At 72.4% G+C, this 18356-nt stretch carries 18 protein-coding genes; 6 read left to right on the top strand and 12 right to left on the bottom strand.

The annotated features are described in order from the left end of the window. Nucleotides 1-250 precede the first annotated feature (250 nt). A complete protein-coding gene (locus AB0L06_RS17055; RefSeq protein ID WP_500231954.1) occupies nt 251-1030 on the top strand; it encodes a hypothetical protein in 780 nt (259 codons plus the stop codon). A gap of 190 nt (nt 1031-1220) precedes the next feature. Here AB0L06_RS17055 and AB0L06_RS17060 read toward each other — a convergent pair whose 3' ends face one another. Then, on the bottom strand, nt 1221-3056 hold the full coding sequence (locus tag AB0L06_RS17060) for a sensor histidine kinase (RefSeq protein WP_500231955.1): 1836 nt from the start codon (nt 3054-3056) through the stop codon (nt 1221-1223). 4 nt (nt 3057-3060) lie between these two features. Next, complete coding sequence (locus AB0L06_RS17065; protein ID WP_500231956.1) at nt 3061-3816, bottom strand: response regulator transcription factor; 756 nt, start codon at nt 3814-3816, stop codon at nt 3061-3063. A gap of 163 nt (nt 3817-3979) precedes the next feature. Between AB0L06_RS17065 and AB0L06_RS17070 the strand changes: the two genes are divergently transcribed. Further along, nucleotides 3980-4903: a phytanoyl-CoA dioxygenase family protein gene (locus AB0L06_RS17070; RefSeq protein ID WP_500231957.1), complete on the top strand. Its 924-nt coding sequence runs from the start codon at nt 3980-3982 to the stop codon at nt 4901-4903. 126 nt (nt 4904-5029) lie between these two features. Here the strand turns inward: AB0L06_RS17070 and AB0L06_RS17075 are convergent, their stop codons facing one another. The 6 genes from AB0L06_RS17075 to AB0L06_RS17100 form a co-directional block, all read right to left on the bottom strand. Then, nucleotides 5030-5683 carry a hypothetical protein gene (locus tag AB0L06_RS17075; protein ID WP_500231958.1) on the bottom strand — a complete coding sequence of 218 codons (654 nt, stop codon included), beginning with the start codon at nt 5681-5683 and terminating at the stop codon, nt 5030-5032. Between the two features lie 118 nt (nt 5684-5801). Next, nucleotides 5802-6458 carry a DNA/RNA non-specific endonuclease gene (locus AB0L06_RS17080; RefSeq protein ID WP_500231959.1) on the bottom strand — a complete coding sequence of 219 codons (657 nt, stop codon included), beginning with the start codon at nt 6456-6458 and terminating at the stop codon, nt 5802-5804. Nucleotides 6459-6686: 228 nt separating this feature from the next. Further along, nucleotides 6687-7088 (bottom strand): hypothetical protein, encoded by a 402-nt coding sequence (locus AB0L06_RS17085; RefSeq protein WP_500231960.1) that lies wholly within the window; start codon nt 7086-7088, stop codon nt 6687-6689. Between the two features lie 167 nt (nt 7089-7255). Beyond that, on the bottom strand, nt 7256-9367 hold the full coding sequence (ligA, locus tag AB0L06_RS17090) for an NAD-dependent DNA ligase LigA (RefSeq protein ID WP_500231961.1): 2112 nt from the start codon (nt 9365-9367) through the stop codon (nt 7256-7258). A 97-nt stretch (nt 9368-9464) separates the two neighbouring features. Then, nucleotides 9465-10148, bottom strand: a complete 684-nt coding sequence (locus AB0L06_RS17095) for a YoaK family protein (protein WP_500231962.1) — start codon at nt 10146-10148, stop codon at nt 9465-9467. A gap of 33 nt (nt 10149-10181) precedes the next feature. Beyond that, entirely contained in the window at nt 10182-10592 is a 411-nt protein-coding gene (locus AB0L06_RS17100; protein ID WP_500231963.1) for a MerR family transcriptional regulator, read from the bottom strand. A gap of 28 nt (nt 10593-10620) precedes the next feature. Between AB0L06_RS17100 and AB0L06_RS17105 the strand changes: the two genes are divergently transcribed. From AB0L06_RS17105 to AB0L06_RS17120, 4 genes are all read left to right on the top strand, one after another. After that, nucleotides 10621-11307 (top strand): methyltransferase domain-containing protein, encoded by a 687-nt coding sequence (locus AB0L06_RS17105; RefSeq protein WP_500231964.1) that lies wholly within the window; start codon nt 10621-10623, stop codon nt 11305-11307. Nucleotides 11308-11372: 65 nt separating this feature from the next. Then, complete coding sequence (locus tag AB0L06_RS17110) at nt 11373-11891, top strand: DinB family protein (RefSeq protein ID WP_500231965.1); 519 nt, start codon at nt 11373-11375, stop codon at nt 11889-11891. Between the two features lie 167 nt (nt 11892-12058). After that, nucleotides 12059-12493: a hypothetical protein gene (locus AB0L06_RS17115; protein WP_500231966.1), complete on the top strand. Its 435-nt coding sequence runs from the start codon at nt 12059-12061 to the stop codon at nt 12491-12493. Between the two features lie 22 nt (nt 12494-12515). After that, nucleotides 12516-14090, top strand: a complete 1575-nt coding sequence (locus AB0L06_RS17120) for a relaxase/mobilization nuclease domain-containing protein (RefSeq protein WP_500231967.1) — start codon at nt 12516-12518, stop codon at nt 14088-14090. Nucleotides 14091-14114: 24 nt separating this feature from the next. Here AB0L06_RS17120 and AB0L06_RS17125 read toward each other — a convergent pair whose 3' ends face one another. The 4 genes from AB0L06_RS17125 to AB0L06_RS17140 form a co-directional block, all read right to left on the bottom strand. Further along, nucleotides 14115-14840: a DUF981 domain-containing protein gene (locus AB0L06_RS17125; protein ID WP_500231968.1), complete on the bottom strand. Its 726-nt coding sequence runs from the start codon at nt 14838-14840 to the stop codon at nt 14115-14117. A gap of 61 nt (nt 14841-14901) precedes the next feature. Then, a complete protein-coding gene (locus tag AB0L06_RS17130; RefSeq protein ID WP_500231969.1) occupies nt 14902-16374 on the bottom strand; it encodes a pyridoxal phosphate-dependent decarboxylase family protein in 1473 nt (490 codons plus the stop codon). Then, nucleotides 16364-17707 (bottom strand): MFS transporter, encoded by a 1344-nt coding sequence (locus AB0L06_RS17135; RefSeq protein WP_500231970.1) that lies wholly within the window; start codon nt 17705-17707, stop codon nt 16364-16366. The genes AB0L06_RS17130 and AB0L06_RS17135 overlap by 11 nt, the downstream gene beginning before the upstream one ends. Then, entirely contained in the window at nt 17704-18297 is a 594-nt protein-coding gene (locus AB0L06_RS17140; protein WP_500231971.1) for a TetR/AcrR family transcriptional regulator, read from the bottom strand. Before AB0L06_RS17140 ends, AB0L06_RS17135 begins: the two co-directional genes overlap by 4 nt. Nucleotides 18298-18356: the final 59 nt, after the last annotated feature.

Raw genomic sequence — 18356 nt, forward strand, 5'->3', positions numbered from 1 at the left:
GGGAATCACGATCCGCGCCGAAGGAATCATGACCCGCGCCGCACGCCGCCGTCCCCGGCTTCGGAAGGCCGGGGACGGCGCCACGACGTGGAAGGCGTCAGCCGGGTCGCCGCCGGGCGCCGGGACCGCGGCGGGCACGAGTCGTGCTGAGACTCGATTTTGATTTCGAAGACCATGAACCGAAGATCGTCCTCGCACGTCACATCCGTGCTCCACGCGACATCAGCGACAGAAGGGTTTCGTTCAACAGATGAAGATCAAGCTGACCGCGCTCGCCGCGGCCACGCTGGCGACGGCCGCCGTCACGTCCGCGGTGCCCGCCTTCGCCGAGTCCGCGCAGCCTCGTGTCGAGGCGAGCGCGGTGCGTTCGGTGCTGAAGTCCGGCCAGACCCTCAAGGCCGGGCAGTACCTGCGCTCGCCCAACGGCGGCTACAAGCTGGCGATGCAGGCCGACGGCAACCTGGTCGTCTACCGGGGGTCCAAGGCGATCTGGAATTCCCACACCTGGGTCAAGGGTTCGGTCGCGACCATGCGCACCGACGGTGACCTGGTCGTCGCCAAGGGAAGCCACAGGTACTGGAGCAGCCACACGTCGGGCCGCCCCGGTGCGCACGGTGCGTACCTGACGATGCAGAACGACGGCAACGCCGTCGTCTACACGGGCAAGACCCCGCTCTGGTCCAGCTACCACTGGATCTCCACGCTGTCGAGCGGTGTGACGCTGTACCAGTACCAGACGGTCAGGTCTCAGAACGGGGCCTGGCAGCTCCGTATGCAGCCGAACGGCGATCTGGCCCTGTACCGCTACGGCAAGTTCGCGTGGCACACCGGCACGTCGGGCAACAACGGCGCGTACACGGTCATGCAAGGGGACGGCAACCTGGTCGTCTACAGCAAGAGCAAGAAGGCGCTCTGGTCCACGCACACGTGGCGCAAGCCCACCTGGCTCGCCGTCCAGAACGACGGGAACGTCGTGGTCTACACCTCGGGCATGAAGCCCCTGTGGGACCGCTACCACGGCAAGCGCTAACACGATCCGCCTGATCGGATAGGGCGTCCGTCACGGACGCCGACCGGGTGCCCGAGGCCCCATCGACGGCACCCGGTGTCCCCCCGCCACGCTCCCTCATCTGGCCCAGCGCGCGTCCTCACCCCGGCCCAGCGCGCGTCCCCGCCCCGGACCTGCGCGCACGCCCCTATCGCAGCCAGTCCGCGCGTGTTCACTCCGGCTCGGTCCGCGCGTCCGCTCGCGGCAGGACGATGGTGAAGGTCGAGCCGCGGCCGGGCTCGCTCTCGGCGACGAGGCTCCCGCCGTGGGCCTGGACGATCCCCTGCGCGATCGACAGCCCCAGGCCGCGTCCGCCGGTCGCCCGGCCCCGCGCCGAGTCCGCCCGCCAGAAGCGGTCGAACACGTTCCGCAACTCGTCCGGGGCGATGCCGCGTCCGGTGTCGACGACCTGGATCTTCACCACACCGCCGGCGGACGAGGCGCGCAGCGTGACCGTCCCGCCGGGCGGCGTCGCGGCCAGCGCGTTCGTCACGAGGTTGCCGATGACCTGGCGCAGCCGGTCCGGATCGGCGTTGACCGGCGGCACGACGTCCGCCGCGACGCCGAGCTCCACGCCGTGCGACTCGGCGACCGCCCGATGCGCCACCCGGCTGGTCTCGAGCAGCTCCCGGACGTCCAGGGGCGTGCGGAGCATCCGCAGCGCGCCCGACTCGGCCAGCGCCAGGTCCTGCAGGTCGTCGATGAGCCGCTGCTGCAGCACCGCCTCCTCCAGCAGTGACAGGACCAGGTCGGGATCGGGCTCAAGGACGCCGTCGTGCAGCGCCTCCAGGTAGCCGCGGATGTTGGCCAGCGGAGTGCGCAGCTCGTGTGCGATGTCGCTGACCATGCGGTGCTGCGCCTCCTCGCTGCGCTGGAGCGAGTCGGCCATGCGGTTGAAGCTCCGGGCCAGCTCGGCGATCTCGTCCCGGCCGCGCACGGCGACCCGTTCGGACAGGTCCCCGGCCCCGAGCCGGCGCGCCGCCGCGGCCAGCGCCCCGATCGGGGCGAGCACCCGGCGGCTCAGCAGCAGCGTGCAGGCGATCACGAGCACGGCGACCACGACGGCCGCGGTGATCACGCGGGCGGGCTGGAACGTCCGCTGCCCGGTCGTCTGCCCGTACCCGAGCCACAGCAGCAGGGGCTCGGGCGCGACCCCCTCCAGCCGCTGCTGCAGCATCTGCTCGGCGCAGGCCTGGACCTCGGTGGACGGCGATGCCCTGGAGACCGTGGTCGGGGGAGCCGCGGGCCGGTTCGCGGAACCGCCCGCCGGGGTGTTCTTCCGGGCGCTCCCAGGGGCGTTCGTCGGTCGGGTCGCGGGGTCGCGCCGAAGCAGGACGAGACAGTTCTCGGTCGCGCGGTCGTCGCCGCCGAGCTCGGCGACGCTGTTGCCGCTCAGCCGCACGCAGCCGTGGACCGCTTCGCTGGGAAAGCCCGGTGGGACGCCGCTCCTCAGCGTGTCCTTCGGCCAGCGGGCGGCCTCGACCGAGTCGAGGTCGAGGCCGCCCCGGCGGGTGAGGCACGCCCGGAGGCGCAGCGCCTGGCGGTAGAAGGCGATCCGGGCCTGGAACGCCTTCAGCGGTGGACCGGCCGTGTCCGCGCCCGACGGACCCGCCGGCAGCGCCGTCTCGGTCTCGCCGTCGGCGCGCAGGATGATCTGCCGGGGGTCCAGCGCGCCCGACGGCCGCCGGGTGACCGGACGCGCCGTCCGGGCCGCCTCGGTGTCGGTGTCGACGACCACCTCGCCGGACAGGGTGGTGAGCCGGATCCGCTGGCCGGTGCTCCGCCCGAGCCGGACGACCGGCCCCACCACCCCCTCCCAGGTGCCGTGCTTGACCCCGTAGACGTTCAGCGTGTCGTAGACGCCGTCCACCACCCGCTTCTCGACGGCCGCCGACTCGGCGAACTCCGCGCGGGTGGCCCGGACGGTCAGCCACGCGGTCGCCCCCACCGCCGCGGCCGCGACCAGCGCGACGACGACGAACACCCGCGCGCGGAACCCCCAGGACACGTCCTCAGCCCGACCGCTCGCCGGTCGCCTCCGCCGGGCCGTGCTCGGGCCGGGACCGGTCGGCGAGGGGCCCGAGGCGGTAGCCGCGGCCGTAGACCGTGGTCACGTAGACCGGGTCGGCCGGGTCGTCCTCGATCTTGCGGCGCAGGTTCATGACGTGGGCGTCGACGGTCCGTTCGAGGACGTGGTGGTCGAAGCCGAAGGCCAGTTCCAGGATGTGCGCGCGGGTGAACACCCGGTGGGGCTCGGCCGCGAGGGTCTGCAGGATCCCGAACTCCTTGGCGGTCAGCTCCACCTTCCGTCCGGCGATCCGCACCTCGAACCGGTCCGGGTCGATCTCCAGGTCCCCGACGCGCAGGACCTCGGCGGACGTCTCCGCGCCCTTCCCGGCGCCCGCGCGGCGGAGCAGGGCCCGGACGCGGGCGGTCAGCACCCTGGGGCTGAACGGCTTGGTCAGGTAGTCGTCGGCGCCGAGGTCGAGGCCGAGGAGCTGGTCGTCCTCGGTCGAGCGGGCCGTCAGCAGCAGGATCGGGACCGAGGACTCGGCGCGCAGGATCCGGCACACGTCCAGGCCGTCGACGCCCGGCATCATCACGTCCAGGACGAGCAGGTCGGGACGGAGCGCGCGGGCCTGTTCGAGGGCCTGGCGTCCGTCGCCGACCGCGGTGACGCGGTGTCCCTCCCGCTCCAGGTAGACCCGGATCAGGCGGGCCTGTTTGGGATCGTCTTCGGCGAGCAGGATCCGGGCGGCCGTCCACATGATCAGGACCATACCTACCGGGCCAACCGGACGATCCGCCCGAGCGGAGAAAGATCGTTTTCGCACGGGTTCTTCACGGGTTCTTCACGGCCTTCGGTTTGAGTGACGCCTCGTCCGGCGGCGCCATCGGGGAGCCGCCACCGATCCGTCCGCGGAGACGCCCATGCCCGACACGCTGAACCAGGAGAAGGCCGACCGGGTCGAGCCGGCCGACCGGTTCGCGCCGATCGACGCCGACAGCCGCCGCACCTTCGCCGAGCAGGGCTACCTGCTGGTCCGCAACGCCCTGGACGAGGCGGCGCGGGCCCGGATCGAGGCGGCCGTCGACCGCGTCTACGAGTCCGAGGGCCGGGCCGGACGCCTCGGGGACAACGGCTCGATGCACGTGCTCGGCGCGATGTTCCGTGACGAGGCGTTCACCGAGCTGCTGGACCTGCCCACGACGTTCCCGCACCTGTGGGGACACCTGGGCTGGAACATCTACGTCCACCACAGCCACATCGACGTCAACCCGCCCGCGCTCGAACGGCCCGCGCCGAAGTGGAGCTGGCACCAGGACGGCTACCGGCAGAACGCCGACCTGGAGATGGAGCCGCGGCCGATGTTCTCGATGAAGGTGGCGTACGTGCTGAGCGACCTGGCGGAGGAGGGCCGCGGGGGCACCCTCGTCCTGCCGGGGAGCCAGCACGACAACACCCTGGACCGGACGGAGCCGGGCCCGGACGGCGAGTACCCGCGTCCGCCCGGCGCCGTCGAGATCACCGCGAACCCCGGCGACGCGTTCGTGTTCGACCGCCGCCTGTGGCACTCGCGGTCGCCCAACCAGTCCGCGATCACGAGGAAGATGGTCTTCCTCTGCTACACCTACCGCTGGATCCGCTGGCGCGACGACATCGCGATCGACCGGCGCAGCGCGTGGTGGCGGTCGCTGAGCCCGCTGCGCCGCCAGCTCCTCGGCGACGGCGACGAGGCCGCCAGCCACTTCGGCTTCACCCTCGAGTCGGGCGTGTGGGACGACGACATCCCGCTGCGCGCCGAACTCAAGGCCCGCGGACACCTCGACCGGAGCCACCACTTCCTCCGCTGACAGGGACGCGGAGGACCCCAGGAACGCCCGCCCGTTAGCTCGCCCCCTCGGGCGGTGACGTGACCGAGCCCCCGGCCCCGACACCGGGGGCTCAGTCACGCCTGGACGTCGCCGACGACGGATCTTCTACCGGCTCCACCGCGCTCGGGTGTCGTGGCGGAGGTCGTGGAGTTCGATGGTGGTTCCGGGGACGGGGCGGGGGACGTGTGGTGGGTGTTGGGGGAGGTTGAAGAGGCCGCTCAGCATGGGGGCGACGTCACGGGGGAGCTCCGCCGTGGGGGAGAGGTAGGAGTCGTTGAGGCGGTAGGACACTCGGGTGCCGTGCCGGTCGGATTCCTCGAGGACGTCCAAGGGGAGATGTTCGGCGGTTCGGTCGACGCGCTGGCGATAGTGGCGGCCGTCGCGCCATACGTCCGCGACGACCTCGGTGCACAGGGCGTTCACCGGTGCCATTCCCGTTCGGCTTCGGCCCTTGGGGCGGCCGGCGTACAGCGTCGTCATCAGTTCGGTGATCGCGGGTGTGCGGTTCGGGCCCAGCGGCTCGACGGGGAGCCCGGGGCCGTCGTCCTCGACGCTGAAGCGGTGCGGGCCCTCGATGGCGACCTTGACGTGCAGCGGCGCGTCGACGGGCTCTTCGAGCAGCGCTTCCTGGACGGCGAGGGACAGCGCCATGCCCGGCAGCCCGGGGTCGTCGAGCGTCATTCCGAAGTACGCCCGCGGGTGGAGGCGAATCGCCTCGAACGCGGTGACGACCCTGATGCCGGACGCGTCGAACCTCATGAGTCGTTGGACGCGTGAGCGAAGCGGCTCGTGCCGTGGGGGATGTGGCCGCCGAGACGCCGACGGCGGACGGCCCGGGCGTGTGCCGGGGCGTCCGCCGTCGTGGTCCGGGATCAGGTCACTTGCATCCGGCGGCGGTCAGGCTCTTGTCCAGCTGGCCGCGCAGCTGCGTGTTCTCGGTCGTGGTGAGCGCGCGGTTGTTCATCGTGAGCTTGATGGTCTGCGCGCTGTGGCCGGTGGTGCCGACCTGGATGTCGGTGGTGTAGCGGTTGGGGGTCAGGGTCGTGGCGTTCGCGTAGGTGACCTTGATCCGGTAGTGCAGGATCTTGCCGCCGGGCTTGGTCAGGCAGCGCTTGGTCCCGGCCTCCATGCGCTCGTACAGGCCCCGGTTGAGGCTGGCCCACTGCGGGACGAGGTCGTAGCGCTCGTCCACGCCCTTGAGCGTCGCGGCGATGAGGTGGCCGCCGTCGTACCCGGTCGTGCCGGACATGTGGCCCGCCTTGCCCTGGCAGCTGCCGCGGTCGGCGACGCTCGACTTCAGATTGGTGGCCTCCGCGCGCTCGGGCCGGCCCTTGGAGTCGGTGTAGTAGCTCGCGCCGTTCGCGTGGTAGGTCGCGTTCGGCTTGAGATGGTCGGCGCAGGGCACGTGGTCGACCTGCGTGGACGCGGCGACCTCGCCCGCCTTCGAGCGCGGAGCGTCGCCCGTGGAGGACGTGCAGGCCGTCGCGGCAGTGGCGACGGCGACAAGGGCGAGTGCGGCTCGTGCTCGGATCACGGGCGCTTCCTTTCGACGGGGGGAGCGGAACGTCCGCCGAGAAGGAAAACACAAATCACCCCTTTACTGACAACTGGGGTACAGGGCTAGGAGTGTCCTACATGCATCTATGTATGTGTATGTGTGGACATGCGAAGTATGCGGGCGTGCGAGAGTCACGAGGCCGCCGCGACGCCCGGAGGCGGTGAGGTGCGGTGGCGGTGGGACGCGGCGGCGGGCCGCCCGGCGTCAGAAGCGGGCGCCGCGGCGGGTCGGGATGCCGATGCCGAGCAGATCGGGCTGCGCCGAGATGAGCTCGTGCCAGAGGTCGTCGAAGTCGACGCCGTGGGACCGCAGGGCGCCGACGAGCATGCGCGCGGCGGTCTCGGCCTCCTCGTCGCCGAGCGCCGGGAACTCGTGCGCCACGCAGGGCTCGTCGCCCGCGCCATGCCGGTAGCAGGACCCGTACCCCGTGCCGAGACCGGTGTCGTAATCCCCGGACCCCGGAAAGCGCTCCTCGACGGCGTCCTGCCTCGGACTCCAGCCGAGATGGACCAGGGCGCGGTCGAACGCCGCGTCGTCCCATCCGGTCATGTCGAGCGTCACGAAGCGGCGGACGAGCTCACGGACCTGGTCGTCGGTGGGAGTCATGACGGACGACCCTACCGATCTCGTCCGCATATGCCGGAGTTGAAGCAGATCCGCCGTAAAGGCGCCGGTCGCGTTCGGCGTCCACCGAGTCGGCTCCGGTCGCGCCGGACTCCGGTCGCGCCGGACTCCGGTCGTGCCCGGCTCCGAGGGGGAGCCGGGCGGCCAGGTCACAGCAGGTCGCGGACGCGGTCGGCGAACTCCTCCGGCGTGGCGACCGGGACGCCGAGCCCCTCGGCCTTGGCCTTCTTCGATCCCGCCTTCTCCCCGGCGACCAGCAGGGACGTGCGCGCCGACACCGACGAGGACGACTTCCCGCCCGCGCGTTCGATGAGCTCGTTCATCTCGTTGCGGGACAGCTCGGCGAGCGCGCCGGTCATCGCTCCCGTGACGACCACGGTCATACCGTGCAGCGGCGGCGCGGACGTGTCGGTCTCGTCCTCCACGTCGGTCTCGCCCGCCTCCCCGGCTACGCTGCGAAGGGGCGCTCCCGGCTCGGTCATCTCGAGCCCGGCGGCGACCAGCTTGTCGATCAGCGGGGCGAGGTCGGTGAGCTCGGCGACGATGACCGGGGCCTTCTCCGGGCCGATCCCGTCGACCTCCACCAGCGCCTCGGCGTCCGCGGCGCGGATGGCGTCCATGGTGCCGAAGTGCCGCGCGATGCGCCGCGACATCGACCGCCCGGTGCCGCGGACGCCCAGCGCGCAGAACACCTTGTTCAGCGGCTTGGCCTTGGCCGCCTCGATCGCGGCGAGCAGGTTGGCCGTGCTGGTCTCGCCCATCCGCTCCAGCCCGAGGAGCTGCTCGCGCTCCAGGGTGAACAGGTCGGCGAAGTCGGCCACGTGCCCGGCGTCGACGAGCTGGTCGACGATCTTCTCGCCGAGGCCCTCGATGTCGAGCGTGTCCCGTCCGACCGCGTACCGGATCGAGGCGACCGCGTGGCAGGCCCGTCCGCGGACGCAGCGCCACCGCTCCTGCGAGGAGTCGATCCCGTCGCCGCAGCGAGGGCACACCTCGGGGATCGCGATCGGCGTCTCCTCACCGGTCCGGAGCTGGACGACCGGCGCCTCCACGCGCGGGATCACGTCGCCCGCGCGGTACACCGTCACGCTGTCGCCGAGCATCAGGCCGCGGCGCGCGATGTCGGCGGCGTTGTGCAGCGTCGCGTAGGTGATGGTCACGCCGTCGACGACGACGGGCTCCAGGATGGCGCGCGGCGCGATGATGCCGGTGCGGCCGACGTTCCACTCCACGCCCACCAGCTTGGTGATCTTCTCGGCGGCGGGCAGCTTGTAGGCGATCGCCCAGCGCGGCGCGCGGGACGAGAACCCGGCCTGCCGCTGGTCGGCCGCCAGGTCGGCCTTCACGACGATGCCGTCGATGCCGAACTCCAGGTCGGCGCGGGCCTCGGCGATCTGCTCGACCCGCCGCTGGACGGCCTCCAGCGTGTCCGCCGTGGACGCGGCGACCGGCGTGCCCGACGTCGTCTGCACCCCCCACGCCTCCACCTGGGCCATGACCTCGCTGTGCGCCAGCTCCGGAAGCCGCTCGGCGAGATCGCCCGTGGTCCCCGCGCCGAACCCGGCGTCGGCCGGAAGCAGCAGCGCCCCGTAGCCGAAGAACGTCATCTCGACCGAGTAGGGACGGTCCTGAGCCCGCAGCGACCCGGCGGCGGCGCTGCGGGGGTTGGCGAACGGCGTCCCGCCCGCCGCGACACGCTTCTCGGTGGCCGCCGTGAACTGCGCGGTCGTCATCAGGATCTCGCCGCGGACCTCCACCGTGACCGGCTCGGCCAGCTCGCGCGGCAGCCCGAGGACGCTGCTGATGCCGTGCGACACGTCCTCGCCCGCCGCGCCGTCGCCCCGCGTGACCAACTGGACGAGACGTCCGTCCACGTACCGCGCCGAGATCGCCAGACCGTCCAGCTTCGGCTCGACGCTCCACTGCCCGACCGGACGGTCGAGCCGCCGCTCCAGCCCCGCCGTCCACGTGGCCAGCTCCTCGGCGCCGAACACGTTGTCCAGCGACAGCATCGGGACCGTGTGCGGAACGTCCCCGACCACCGCGCCGCCGGCGACCTTGCCGGTCGGCGAGTCGGCCCGCACCAGCTCGGGGTGCGCGGCCTCGTAGGCGGCGATGCCCCGCACCAGCCGGTCGTAGTCGTCGTCGTCCAGCGTGGACGTCCCGTCCCCGTAGTACGCGTCCGCCGCGTCCAGCGCGGTCTGCACGGCCGCGGTGTAGGCGGCCTCGTCGGAGATCTCAGTGATCGCAGCAGAAGTCACGGGACCATCCTCCCGGCCCGCACCGACACTTTCCCCCGCCCGCCGCCCGCCCCGACCCGCCGCCCGTGACCGTCACCGGCCATTGTGCCGTCGAGTGTCAGAGGCGTTCGCGGTAGGCCACGGCCGCGGCGCTGACCAGCACGGTACTGGCGGCCAGGCTCCAGGCGAGCCCGGGCCCGCGGAGCAGCGCCGCTCCGGCGAAGGCCCCGGCCAGCATCGCGACGACGGCCAGGACCCGCCGCACGATCCGGGGATTGCTCCCACCGGCCAGGGACGAGTCGGACGCGATCCCGGTCAGGGTGAGGGTGAGGACGGTCGTGGTCATGTCCGGGACGCCCAGCTTCCGGACCGTGCCGTTGCGCAGCCCCATGGCCAGGGCCAGCAGGATGATGAGCACGTACTCGGCGTCGGCCGTGAACGCCACGATCGTGGCGATGATCTGAAGGACGGCCTCCGCGACCAGCGTGCTCCGGACCCACTGGACCCGGGACCGCTCCCGGAAGAACGCCTCGGCGCGTCCGGCGCAGACCGCCCCGACCAGAAAGGCCGCCAATGAGGCCAGCGAACGCCCGGCCGAGAACCCGGGAGCGCCCGCCGCCGCGAATCCGAGAAGGACGACGTTGCCGGTCATGTTCGCGGTGAAGACACGCCCGAGCCCCAGATAGGAGACGGCGTCGACGAACCCGCTGACCAGCGTGAGAGTCATGAGGGTGAGCGCGAGCGGATGCCCGTTTCCGATGCGGCTGGCAGGCATGGGCACCCCGGGCTCGGTCGCCGCCATCGCCACTCCTCGCTCGCCGGAAACGTTCTCGTTCTACCCGTCCTCGTCGTGGACTCCCGTCGAATGGGCACCGTTCTCCAGGCGATCCGCCAGGAGGCCCCGGAAATGCGGGCACGCCATGATGTCGTCGTGCGTGCAATCGCCTTCGAGCATGTGGAGCGCGGCCTCCGCCCGGGCGATCCGTTCCCGCAACCTCGCGCGCTGCCGCTCCGCCACCTCACGGCGGGACGCCGCGGACCGGGCGGCCAGCATCGTCCGGATGTCGGCGAGTTCGAAGCCCGCCTCCTTCGAGATCAGGATCGCCGCCACCCGGTGCAGGTCCGCGTCGGAGTAGCGGCGGCGGTCGCCCGCGCGGGCGGGCTTCAGGAGTCCCTCCGCCTCCCAGTACCGCAGCACGTGCGTCGGCAGCCCGAACCGGGCCGCCACTTCGCCGATTGACTTCATGTCGGCATTAAGTCGCACAATCTCAGCCATGTCCACGCTGCTGACGCTCCTCGACGCCTTCGACGACCTACCCAAGGCCCGTGACCTGCGAGAACGAACCTACGAAGCGCTCGGCGACGCCGTCGTCGACGTCGGCTGCGGCGCCGGACGCGCCGTCGGCGAGCTCGCCGCCCGCGGCGTGAGGGCCATCGGCGTCGACCTGGACCCTGCCATGGTCGAGGCCGCCGCCGAACGTTGGCCCGCGGGCGAGTTCCACGTCGCCGAAGCCACCGCACTGCCCCTGGAGGACGGCTCGGTCACCGGGTACCGCGCCGACAAGGTCCTGCACGCTTTGGCCGAGCCCGAACGAGCCGTCGCCGAAGCCCGCCGAGTCCTCGCCAGGAACGGCAGGGCCGTCCTCGTCGGCCAGGACTGGGACACGTTCGTGATCGACTCCGACGACCCCGAACTCGTCCGCACCCTCGTCCATGCCCGCGCGGACCGCCTGCCCAACCCGCGGGTCGCCCGCCGCTATCGGAACCTCCTTCTGGACAACGGCTTCACCGACGTCACCGTCGAGGTCCACACGTTCGTCTGGACGGGCGCCGGGGTCCTGCCGGTGCTCGCCGGCATCGCCGAAGGCGCCTGGCTCGACGAGCAGGCCGAGAGGGCACGCGCCGACCGCCTGTTCGTCGCCCTCCCGTTCTTCCTGGCCGCCGGCACCCGCACCGCCTGACCACCACCGTCCCGCCGCCGAAATCCGGTGGATTCTGCGGCGCTCATGGGCGACCCTTGGCCGCCATGACTTGGACTGCACCCGCGGTTGATCGCGGAAATTTCCCGCCGGCCCGAGACGAGCGCGCGACCCTGGAGGCCTACCTGGACTTCCATCGCGCCACCTTGCTGCTCAAGTGCGCCGGGCTGACCGGGGAGCAACTCGCGTCGAAGCCGCTGCCGAGCACGAACCTGACGCTGCTCGGCCTCGTGCGGCACCTGGCGGAGAACGAACGGTGGTGGTTCCGGCGCAGGTTCGACGGGCAGGACGAGGTCGGTGACCTCTACTGCTCGCCGGACCATCCGGACGGCGACTTCGACCTCGCCGACCCGGACGGCGCGGAGGAGGACTTCGCCGCACACGCCCGTGAGGTCGAGCTGGCCCGGCAGACCGCGCGAGGCCGCTCGCTGGACGAGGAGTTCCCCGGGAGGGGCGGCACGCTGACCCTGCGGTGGGTCTACCTCCACATGATCGAGGAGTACACCCGCCACAACGGCCACGCCGACCTCCTCCGAGAGGCCATCGACGGCCTCACCGGCGAATGAGGCCGATCCCGCAGTGACTCCGCGCTCCAGTTCGTTGACTATAAGTGATGGCTGGGCGAGTATGGAGCGCACAGCGCGCTGCTTCATCTCTGTGCGCGTCATCCGCAGCCGGGCTCACAGGAAGGAATGCCAGATGATCAGTTCCCTTCTGATGACGGAGTTCCTTCATGAGCGAGCCCGGTGGGCCGAAGCACGAGCAGGTGCCGAAGAGGCGGCCCGGCACTGACCGGAACCGGCGCGGACTCCAGTCGCCGCGACGGAGCAAGAGGCTCAACATCACGCTGTCCGAGCCGGAGTCCGAGATCATCCGGGAGGGCTCGTCCCGCTCGAACCTGTCCATGGCCGCCTTCGTCGCGCGGGCGGCGCTGGCCGAGGCGAAGGGGCTCCGGGACCCCGCCCACGCCGAGCGGCGTGCGGCGCTGAGGGAGTTCATGCGCGCCGGTGAGCGGGTCCGGCGCTTGGGGGAGGCCCTCGACCGGGCGTCCGCCACAACGTGTTCGGACGATCCGGCGCGGCGGCTCGATGCCTGCGCGCGATCGTGCACCCGCCTGGTGGACCGACTCGACCGGCTCGCCGACGAGATCTGCCGCCGCCTGCCATGACGACGCGGACGGAGCGCGCGGCGTGATCGGCAAACTCGGGCGGGGCACCCGGGTGGAAGGACTCCTGCGGTACCTGTTCGGTCCCGATGCCGAAGGCAGGCCTCGCGACGCGCACATCGTCGCGGGGTTCCGCTCGCCCGCCGAGTTGGAGCCGGTACGGCGGCCGGACGGCAGGCGTGACCTGCGCCCGCTCGGCACGCTGCTCAACCAGCCGCTGAAGCTGCTGGGGGAGCGGAACTATAGGAAGCCCGTATGGCACCTGTCGCTGCGGGCCGCGCCCGAGGATCCGGTCCTGACCGATGCGCAGTGGGCCCGGATCGCGCGCCGGATGATGGACCGCGTCGGGCTCGCGCCGGTGGGCGATCCGGACGCCGTCCGCTGGGTGGCCGTCCGGCACGCCGTGGACCACATCCACGTGGTCGCCATGCTGGCCTGCGTCGACGGGCATCGGCCGGACGTCTGGAAGAGCGCCCGCCTGGTCCGGGACGGCTGCCGTGCGGTGGAGGACGAGCTGGGGCTGCGGTGGTCCGCGCCGTTCGAACGGACGGCCGCCCCCGGCCCCACGCGCGGTGAGATGGAGAGGGCCCGGCGCGAGGGCCGGACGGAACACCCCCGCGCGACGTTGCGCCGTCACGTCCAGGAGGCGGCCGCCATCGCGCGGACGGAGCGCGACTTCTTCGAGCGGCTAGGCGAATCCGGAGTGCTGGTGCGGCATCGGAACAGCCGGGAGAACCCGGAGCAGGTGGTCGGGTATGCGGTCGCGCTGCCGGACTACCGGTCCGCCGCCGGATCGCCGGTCTGGTTCGGAGGCGCCAAACTGGCCGCCGATCTGACCTTGCCCAAGCTCCGCGCCCGCTGGCCCGCGGCCGTCCCGCCGGTGTCCGGACGGGGCCTGGACGCGCTGACCGTCCGCGCCTACCTGCGGGCCTCGCTCCGCCGAGCCGCCGCCGGCGAGTTCTGGCGCGACGCCGAGCCATCGGACGACGAATACCGTGCGATCTACCGGGACGCCGCCCGGGCGGCGGCCTTCGCCACCGAAGAGATCCGCCGCGACATCGTCATCGACCCCGATGCCGTCCGCGATGCGTGCTGGGCCACGGCCGACCTCTTCCGTTCCGTCGCCCTCGCGACTGGCGATCCGGTTCTCGGCCGGGCCGCGGACGCCTACGACCGCGCGGCCCGTCCGCCCCACGGCCGCATCCCGCCACGCACGGCCGCCGGGGAGCGGCTGCGCGGCATGGCCCGCGTCCTGGGCGTCGCCTCGACGGGAGAAGGCCCTGGCCGCGAGATCCTCGCCGCGCTCGCGTCCGCTCTCCAGGCCCTCGTCGACGCGATCCACGACTTCTACCAGCTCACCCGCCAGCGGGCTCAGGCCGCCGCCGCGAGAACGGTCTCCCGGCACCTCGCCGAGGTCGCCCGGGACCGGTCCGCATGGCCGTCCACGCCCGTCCGCGCCGAACAGCGCACCGCCGCGCAGATCGCGGCGGCGGACATCCCGCACCCGGGGACGGTACCGGTCTTCGGTGTTCCTCAGGCGCCGCCCCCGTGGCGCCCCAGATCGGAGCCGTCCCGGCGCTCCAGGGGGCGCCGGGGCTAGATGGCCGCCGCGTGCGGGACGCGGTCAGGACGTGTTGATGATGAGCCCGATGTGGGTGAAGTAGTTCAGGGCGCCGAAGAGCAGGAACAGGACGCCGGCGATCAGCCAGACGATGCCGATGACCTTGATGATCCAGCCCGACGGCGTGCGGAGCGCGAACGGGAACAGCACCGAGCCGATGCCGACCAGCACGTACAGGCCGGAGATGAACGTCGCCTCGAGCCACGGGTGGTTGGCGAACTCGCCCGAGATCGGCTCCTGGGGCGGGGCGGCGAACAGCTGGTACTTCCAGCCCGCCGCGGCGATGCCGAAGCACGCCAGGCCCATGCCGAACACGAACACCGAGATCGGCCCCGCGAGCCGGGCCACCATCGCGGCCCGCTCCGGGCCCGCGTTGAGCGCCTCGCCGCGCTTCCAGAGGAACAGCGACGCCGCCAGCAGCATCACGCCGAACGCCAGTGAGGGCTCGCCGAAGATGATGTTGTCGAACGGGAACCCCTGGCCGGCGAGCGGCCAGGTGAGCGTCATGTGCAGGCCCGTGAGGGTCAGGATGAAGCCCAGGGCGGCGAAGGCCAGGGCCCACCCCGAGGTCTCGACCCGCTCCTGCGGGTGCAGCAGCCGCCGGCCCAGCGCCACGACCAGGATCAGCCCCGTGCCCGCGGCGACCGCCATGATCGTGTTGTAGGTCGGCATCCGGGCCCAGTCGATCCGCAACTCGGGCCCGGCCGCCATCCAGGCAAGATCATTCATGTTGCTCAGAGTAGCAACACGATGATTCTCCGTGACGACCGGGGGTGGCCGTCGTGCCTGGTCAGAGGGCGTCGGAGTACAGAACGGACAGGAAACGGATCAGCAGGCTCTCGCGGGTGGCGGGCGGGAGGGCGGAAAGGACGGTGTTCACGAACGCCATCTCCGGCTCGGCGCCGCCGTCCAGCTGGACGCCGACCGCGCCGAGCAGGCCCGCGAAGTCGGCGTCGGTCATGCCGTCCAGGTCGAGGGAGCGAAGGGCGTCCACCAGGTCGGACGGGACGTCGGGCGGCCCCGCCTCCCGGGCGGCCTCGGCGGCGGCGGCGAGGGCCTCCAACAGGGCCTCGATATCGGTGACGCCGGTCAGCGTGAAGTGCAGGTTCGCGGGGATCCCCTGGTGGCCGAGCTGCGGCTGGAAGAACCAGCCGCGCGCCCGGGCCTCGTCGGCGACGACGAAGACGTCCAGCGCGGGATCGTCGGAGGTGACCGCGACGAGCGGCACGGCGGGGTCGCCGAGGACGCGCAGGCCGGGGATCCCGGTGACGCCCTCCCGCAGCCGGTCGGCCGCCGCCATCGCCGACGCGGTCAGCTCGCGGTAGCCGTCCGCGCCGAGCGCGCTCAGCGTCGCCCAGGCCGCGGCGAGCGGCCCCGCGCTCCGGCTGCTCTGCACGGTCGAGTTGATCACCGTGTAGCCGGGCCATTCGGCGGACGCGTAGTAGGCGTGCCGGCGCAGCGCCTCGTCCGCGAACAGCACGACCGACGCGCCCTTCGGCGCGTACCCGTACTTGTGCAGGTCGCAGGAGAGGGAGGTGACGCCCGGGACGGACAGGTCGAACGGCGGGACCTCGCGTCCGGAAAGGAACGGCAGGACCCAGCCGCCGACGCACGCGTCCACGTGGCAGAGCACCCCCGCGCCGGCGGCGATCGCCGCGATCTCCTCGACCGGGTCCAGGACGCCCTGCGGGTAGGACGGCGCGGAGCACACGACCAGGACGGTCCGCGGGCTGAGCGCGGCGCGCGTGGCCTCCGGGTCGGCGCGGAAGGTCTCCGGGTCGACCGGGACGGTCACGGCCTCCAGGCCGAGGTAGTGCGCCGCCTTCCGGAACGCGGGATGGGCGGTGGAGGGCAGCACGATCTCCGGGCGCCCCTCGACGGGACGGGCGTCCCGGGCGGCCTTCACCGCGAGCATGATCGACTCGGTGCCGCCGCTGGTGAACACCCCGGGCGTGGACGCGTCGCCGCCGAGCCGCTCCGCGACCGCCGCGACGACCGTCCGCTCCAGCGCGACGATGCTGGGGAACGCCGTCGGGTCCAGGCAGTTGACCTCCAGCAGCTCGTGGTGCGCGGTGGCGGCGAGGTCGTGCACGGCGTCGCGTCCGGTGTCGTAGACGTAGGCCGTGACCCGGCCGCCGCGCACGGGCAGGTCCCCTTCGCGCAGGCGCGCGAGCTCGGCCAGGACGTCGGCGGCCGGACGACCCGATGCGGGCAGAGCGGTCGCGGTGAGAGAGGCGTCGGACAGGGCGGGCTTAGACGACATGAGGTTGCGGCTCTCCGGTGGATCGGTGGGCGGCGGCCAGCCCGCGGTAGGCCAGCAGCATCGGGACGCTCAGCAGCAGCAGGACGGCCGGGACGAGCGTGTACCCGGTGGTCAGCCCGGTCAGCGCCGAGTCCGGCTGCCGAACAGGAGAGTCCAGGTCGGACGAGTGGAACGACGTCACGGCGAGGATCAGCGCGAAGACGCCCGGCCCGAGGGCCATCGCGCCGGTCTCGGCGGCCGTCCAGATGCCGGTGAACGCGCCCGGCTGCGCCTGTCCGGTCCGTCCGGCGTCGGCGTGGACGGTCTCGGGCAGCAGCGACAGCGGCAGCAGCTGCAGCGCCGCGTAGCAGACGCCGACGAGCCCCGTCAGTGCGAGGACGACCGCCGTGGACCCGGCCGAGACGGCGGGCAGCAGCGCCACATCCGCCACCGCGAACAGCACGACCGCCGCGACATAGCAGCCGACGTGACCGTACTTCCCGGCGAGCCGTCGCCAAAGCGGGACGGCCAGCGCGCTCGGACCGACCATGCACACGAACATCACCGAGGTGAGCCCGTGGTCGTCCAGCCGGTACACCGCGATGTACGGCGCGCCGGCCAGCATCACCGCGATGGCGAGCGACTGCGCCGCGTACGCGCCGAGCAGCGCGAAGAACGGCCGGTTGCCCCGGGCGGCGCGCAGCGCGGCGGCGAGCCCGAGCGGACGCGGCCCCGGACGCGCCGGGATCCAGCGGGTGGCGAGCGCGCTGGCCACCATCGCCGCGCCCATGAGCAGCCCGACGGTCACGCCCATGACGGCGTGCCCGCCGCGTCCGCCCCCGGCGGCGTCCGACAGCGCGGGCGCGGCCCCGCCCGCCAGCAGGATCCCGACCGTCAGGCAGACGATCCGCCACGCCATCGCCCGGCCCCGCTCGGCGGGCAGCTCGGAGATCTCGGCGGGCAGCGCCACGTACGGGACCTGGAAGCACGCGAACGCGCTGGCCGCCAGCAGGAACGCCAGGCCCGACCAGATCGCGGCGAACCCCGCGCCGTCCACGGGCGCGGCGAACATCGCGGCGAACAGCACCGGCAGGGTCACCGCCCCGGTGAGCAGCAGCCGGGTGCGCCGTCCGGTGCGGACGGCCTCCCGGTCGCTGGCCGCGCCGACGATCGGGTTGAGCACGACGTCCCAAGCCTTCGGCACGACCAGGACGGCGCCCGCGACCCCCGCCGCAACGCCCATCACGTCGGTCAGGTAGTACAGGAGCAGCAGCCCGGGGACCGCGGAGAACACGCCCGTCCCGACCGAGCCGACCCCGTAGCCGAGCAGTTGCCGCCGCGACAGCGTGGTCACGGGGCGAGTCCGAGCGTGGCCGTCACCATGCGCCGCATGTGGGCGCGGAAGCGGATCAGCGCGCTCGGGTCGTCCATCCGGTGCCGTGCCCCGTCGCCCCGCAGCACTCCGCCGCTCGCGAACCCGTGGGTGCACCAGATGACGCTCCACACCAGGTACTCGATGTCGACGTCGTCACCGGCGACCTTGCCCACGGAGTCGGCGACCATCTCCATCAGGGGCTGGACGTAGGCGTTCTCCAGGTGCGCGACGTCCGACGCGTCCGACAGCCAGCGGTGCACCCACAGCGCGGGGACGTCGGGGTTCGCCGCGCAGAAGTCGACATAGCGGTCGAGGAGCCGCATCACCCCCTCCACGTCCGGGGTGAGGTCGGCGGTGGCCTCCTCCAGGGCGGCGCGCTCCCGCTGGTGCGCCCGCTCCATGACGGCCAGGTACAGGTCCCGCTTGTTGCCGACGTGGTAGGCGACCGTGGCGATGTTCAGCCCTGCCGCCTCCGCGATCAGCCGCGTGGACGTTCCGTCGTATCCGAGCTCCGCGAAGAGCCCGGTCGCGACATCGAGGATCCGCGCACGGGCGGAGTCGACGCTCATGCCGCCTCAACCTAGAACCCCTCCCGCGCATCCGTCAATCACTTGATGGAAGCCCGTTC

The sequence above is a fragment of the Spirillospora sp. NPDC052269 genome (assembly GCF_040679435.1).
Lineage (GTDB): Bacteria > Actinomycetota > Actinomycetes > Streptosporangiales > Streptosporangiaceae > Spirillospora.

Coding starts and splice junctions, on each gene's coding strand:
- AB0L06_RS17100 (WP_500231963.1), bottom strand. CDS start 10,592: ATGAAGTCAATCGGCGAAGTGGCGGCCCGGTTCGGGCTGCCGACGCAC.
- AB0L06_RS17140 (WP_500231971.1), bottom strand. CDS start 18,297: ATGAGCGTCGACTCCGCCCGTGCGCGGATCCTCGATGTCGCGACCGGG.
- AB0L06_RS17130 (WP_500231969.1), bottom strand. CDS start 16,374: ATGTCGTCTAAGCCCGCCCTGTCCGACGCCTCTCTCACCGCGACCGCT.
- AB0L06_RS17075 (WP_500231958.1), bottom strand. CDS start 5,683: ATGAGGTTCGACGCGTCCGGCATCAGGGTCGTCACCGCGTTCGAGGCG.
- AB0L06_RS17110 (WP_500231965.1), top strand. CDS start 11,373: ATGACTTGGACTGCACCCGCGGTTGATCGCGGAAATTTCCCGCCGGCC.
- AB0L06_RS17085 (WP_500231960.1), bottom strand. CDS start 7,088: ATGACTCCCACCGACGACCAGGTCCGTGAGCTCGTCCGCCGCTTCGTG.
- AB0L06_RS17115 (WP_500231966.1), top strand. CDS start 12,059: ATGAGCGAGCCCGGTGGGCCGAAGCACGAGCAGGTGCCGAAGAGGCGG.
- AB0L06_RS17105 (WP_500231964.1), top strand. CDS start 10,621: ATGTCCACGCTGCTGACGCTCCTCGACGCCTTCGACGACCTACCCAAG.
- AB0L06_RS17055 (WP_500231954.1), top strand. CDS start 251: ATGAAGATCAAGCTGACCGCGCTCGCCGCGGCCACGCTGGCGACGGCC.
- AB0L06_RS17065 (WP_500231956.1), bottom strand. CDS start 3,816: ATGTGGACGGCCGCCCGGATCCTGCTCGCCGAAGACGATCCCAAACAG.
- AB0L06_RS17070 (WP_500231957.1), top strand. CDS start 3,980: ATGCCCGACACGCTGAACCAGGAGAAGGCCGACCGGGTCGAGCCGGCC.
- AB0L06_RS17095 (WP_500231962.1), bottom strand. CDS start 10,148: ATGGCGGCGACCGAGCCCGGGGTGCCCATGCCTGCCAGCCGCATCGGA.
- AB0L06_RS17125 (WP_500231968.1), bottom strand. CDS start 14,840: ATGAATGATCTTGCCTGGATGGCGGCCGGGCCCGAGTTGCGGATCGAC.